Source organism: Planktothrix sp. FACHB-1355, assembly GCF_014748295.1.
Lineage (GTDB): Bacteria > Cyanobacteriota > Cyanobacteriia > Cyanobacteriales > Aerosakkonemataceae > Aerosakkonema > Aerosakkonema funiforme_A.
Genome location: NZ_JACJUP010000620.1, coordinates 1 through 4021, shown reverse-complemented (window position 1 = coordinate 4021; position 4021 = coordinate 1). Strand labels below are relative to the sequence as shown.

Genomic DNA, 4021 nt, shown 5'->3' with positions numbered 1-4021 from the left:
CTTCTTGGGGCAGAATAATCCCGTTCAAATGTAACTGCAATGTAGATTTTCCCGAACCATTAGCCCCAATTAACGCCACTCTTTCATTGGCGCGAATAAACAAATTGATATTCCTGAGAGCATGAGTTCCATCAGGGTAAGTATAACTAAGATTTTCAATTGAGATCGGATTGTGGTGCATCGAAACGAATTTAGATTTTGGATTTTGGATTTTGGATTTTAGATTTTATAGCAACCGCCCTCGTCGGTTAGGACAGATCCAATTCTTACCTCTCACCTTCCATCCCTTACTGCGTAACCCTTTTCCCTACTTCCTGTTCCCTAACCCCTAGCCCCTAGCCCCTAGTCCCTAGCTATACATTGCTACTGCCAACGCAAATAAATCGCTTGTCCCAGCAGTGCCCAAATAAATGTTAAAGTTATAGCTACAATATCGTGTCGTCCACCAGGCGGAACATTTTCGACAGGGGGTACTCCCTGATAACCCCGCGCCAGCATAGCCTGATAAACTCGCTCTCCGCGATCGTAAGTGCGAATAAATAGCGACCCCATCATGTTGCCAATTACTAAACGTTGCCAGCGGTTTTTGCCCATCAAATTGCGAGACGCTGCTGCCCGACGCATGGCATTAAATTCGCCAATTAAAACGCTTATGTAGCGATACATTGATGCCAAAATTGCCACTAGGAGCGGTGGTACTCGCAATGCTACTAAGGCATTCAACAACGCGGGAATGGAAGTAGTTAGAGTTAGCAAATTGAGCATTACCAGGGATAGCAATGCCTTACTCGTTACGCTACCCAAAACAATCAATCCCGCTGTGGTAATTTTTAGTGGCCCCCAAGACCAAATAGTTTGACCGCCGTCGCGAAACAAAGTACCCAGCAGCACGACACCGATAAAAGCAAATTCAATTGCGATTCGCTTCAGCAGCACAGGTAAAGTTACGCGACTGAGTAAAATAAAGCTCAACACAGCTACTCCATAAATTGCCCAAGTCCACCAACGTCCGTTTGGTGTTAAGGCAATGGCAAATACAATTAGCAGGGTACAAAGTATGCGAGTACGCGGTGCTAATGAATGCCACCAAGTATCGTGTTTGCTATCGATATCTAGTTGAAAGACATTGACGTGCAGCAGCATCTAAGAATTTTGAATTTTGGATGAGAGGATTTGGGATTTTTTAATCCAAGGATCGATCGACTTTATCTGGGTGGGGAGTTGTATCGTTTGGCAAAGATGCAGCGGAATTGCGAACTACCAATTTGCCAATACCCCAAGCTAAACCAAATGTAGTTAATGTTCCTACCAAACCTGCCAGGGGAGTGGCAACTTGTTCGGGTACACCTCGGAGAGCGTATTCTTCAAAAATAGCGTAAAAGGGTAATTTTTTGGCTGGTGCCTCTTCAATTGCTTTATCCTCAAATTTGAGCTCCTGAGAAACTCGGTCTAATCCATCTGGATCTGAGCTGGCGAATGGAGAGACGAAAATTGCAATCAGCAGCGCTACTCCCAAACCAGCGATGACAAAAGCGCGGTTGCGATCGCGATCGATGTTACTACTCATAAACTTTCATCCTACATCAATAAGCATCATGAAAACTCTTCCCCTTTTCCCTCTCCCCTCTTTCCCTTTTCCCTCTACCCCCTAGCCCCTAGCCCCTAGCCCCGACGCCCTCTCTTCGACCTAATCGAGGTGGGTCAAAGAACAAATCGGGCCGACTCTTCCAAACAAAACTAACTGCGATCGCAGTAATAATTGCTTCACCAATGCCAATCAATACGTGCCAAAAAGCCATTGCCGATATAGCTACTCCCAACGGAACTGTGCCTGATAAAGCTAATTGCACAGCAGTCAAAATTGCAGCTACAAACACGCTTGTCCAAGCAGATACTACCGTGCCAGCTAACATTCCTCGCCAAGTATTTCGGCCTAGTGAAACCCGAATTATTTTGTATAGATAGTAACCGGCAAATGTGCCAATTAATCCCATATTGGTAATGTTGGCTCCCAGGACTGTCAGACCGCCATCCTGAAACAAAACAGCCTGTACAATGAAGACTGCCGCCATTACCAAAGAACCAGCCCACGGGCCGAGTAAAACTCCAGCTAGCGTTCCACCTAGCAAGTGACCGGATGTACCTCCCGGAATGGGAAAATTAATCATTTGGGCAGCAAAAATAAATGCTCCGCAAACACCCATCAGGGGGACTGCTCGTTCCTTGTAGTCTTCCTGTACGCGGTTGAGAGCGAGTGCGATCAGCGCGATCGCCAGTACCCACGTTACTAAGCTAACTGGCAGGTTCAAGAAGCCATCTGGAATATGCAATGCTAGCTGCGGCTGTATTACCCAGCGCACCCAGCTTGAGAAAGAAATATTCGGTAACAGGAATGTCACCATAATCAACAAGCGTCCCTTAAAGGCAGTTTTCTGAGGTGTAACCCTTTAATAAAACCTGTATTGCCTAAAAAATGCAATGCTACAGGGGGGTATCTTAAGGATAAATTTATTATTTAGCTAATAATCGACAACTATCGCTATAAATACACCATTAGATAGATTTTTTGCGGGATCGGTTAATAGTTGAATTTGCATAAACTGGTTGTTTCTTTTCCCTCTGCTCCTCAAACTGCCCTCTGTCTGAGGGGCACAGACGATCGCAATACAACCGAACCAGGTATGTAAATATCAAATTTCTTCTCTCCGGCTTTCTTGCCAGAGAGGCAACCTCACGATGAAAGTCGCGCCCTTTCCTTCGCCATCGCTAGCTGCACAGACAGTACCACCGTGGAGTTCCACCAAATGACGCACGATCGCCAATCCCAGTCCCAATCCGCCATAAGTTCTCGTAATTGAGCTATCGGCTTGGCGAAAGCGATCGAACACATAGGGAAGAAAATCGGGACTGATGCCCTTACCGGTATCCTTTACTGTAATTTGGGCATAGGAAATTTCACATTGATTTAATTTCAGATTTGAAATTTCCGATTGCAGATTGAAAGCAAAATTTTCATCTTCAATTTGCAATTTTAAATTTGAAATCTGCAATTGCTGCAATCGCACTTCAACACGTCCGCCAGAGGGAGTAAACTTGATGGCGTTGCAAACAAGATTCCAAACAACTTGCTGCAAGCGATCGGCATCAACCAAAACCAAACCGACCGCATCAAGTTTAGACTCAAGTTGTATCTTTTTAGCTGCGGCTGTCGGCACGACAGAATCGATCGCCGCCGCTATAACAGATACAAGGTCAACCGGGCGCATAGAAAGACGCAGCTTGCCTCTAATAATGCGGGAGATATCGAGAATATCATCGATTAATTGTGCCTGTAACTTGGCGTTGCGCTCGATCGTTTCCAAGGCGCGATCGGTAGTAGGCTCGTCAAACTTGCGAGCCCGAAGCAGCTGAGCCCATCCCAGTACGGAATTAAGAGGAGTACGCAACTCATGGGATACTACCGCGAGGAATTCATCTTTCATGCGGTTAGCTTGCTCTAATGCTTCCGCTTGTTGCCGCAGTATTTCCTCTGCCTGTTTTCGATCGTCGATATCCGTACAAGTTCCAAACCAACTGACAATCTTATTCTCTCGATCTTGTAGGGGTAATGCACGCACCAAATGCCAGCGATAAGTTTTGTCGCTACCCCGCAGCAAACGAAATTCTATTTCGTAAGGCTCACCTGTTTGGAGAGATTTTTGCCAGCGCTCCCCAGCGAGTGGCAAATCATCTGGATACAGCATATTCTGCCATCCCCATTCCAATATTTCTGCCGCACAAACGACAAAATAATCAACTGTGCGCTGATTGACGTAATCCAATCCGCCATCCGGACGGGCAGTCCATACAAGTTGGGGCATAATTTCCGCGAGAAAGCGAAAACGCTGTTCGCTTGCTTGCGCTTGAGTTCGGGCTATCTGTTCGCGCACGAGCAATTCATGTTTAAGCTGATTTGCCGCTTCTAGTTGGGCAGTTCGTTCGATTACTCTTTGTTCGAGATCGGCATTTAGCTTGCGAATTT

5 protein-coding genes are annotated in these 4021 nt (G+C 46.0%); all 5 read right to left on the bottom strand.

The window, feature by feature from the left end:
• Nucleotides 1–181 (bottom strand): ATP-binding cassette domain-containing protein (locus tag H6S82_RS21775; RefSeq protein WP_191056692.1); only part of this gene is annotated, 181 nt, incomplete at its 3' end.
• A 182-nt stretch (nucleotides 182–363) separates the two neighbouring features.
• A complete protein-coding gene (gene cbiQ / locus H6S82_RS21770) occupies nucleotides 364–1143 on the bottom strand; it encodes a cobalt ECF transporter T component CbiQ (protein ID WP_190465013.1) in 780 nt (259 codons plus the stop codon).
• Nucleotides 1144–1183: 40 nt separating this feature from the next.
• Nucleotides 1184–1567 (bottom strand): PDGLE domain-containing protein, encoded by a 384-nt coding sequence (locus H6S82_RS21765; RefSeq protein WP_190465014.1) that lies wholly within the window; start codon nucleotides 1565–1567, stop codon nucleotides 1184–1186.
• 88 nt (nucleotides 1568–1655) lie between these two features.
• Nucleotides 1656–2402 (bottom strand): energy-coupling factor ABC transporter permease, encoded by a 747-nt coding sequence (locus H6S82_RS21760; protein WP_190465015.1) that lies wholly within the window; start codon nucleotides 2400–2402, stop codon nucleotides 1656–1658.
• A 288-nt stretch (nucleotides 2403–2690) separates the two neighbouring features.
• A partial coding sequence (locus tag H6S82_RS21755) for a PAS domain-containing sensor histidine kinase (protein ID WP_191056691.1) occupies nucleotides 2691–4021 on the bottom strand: 1331 nt, incomplete at its 5' end.

Coding starts and splice junctions, on each gene's coding strand:
- H6S82_RS21760 (WP_190465015.1), bottom strand. CDS start 2,402: ATGGTGACATTCCTGTTACCGAATATTTCTTTCTCAAGCTGGGTGCGC.
- H6S82_RS21765 (WP_190465014.1), bottom strand. CDS start 1,567: ATGAGTAGTAACATCGATCGCGATCGCAACCGCGCTTTTGTCATCGCT.
- cbiQ (WP_190465013.1), bottom strand. CDS start 1,143: ATGCTGCTGCACGTCAATGTCTTTCAACTAGATATCGATAGCAAACAC.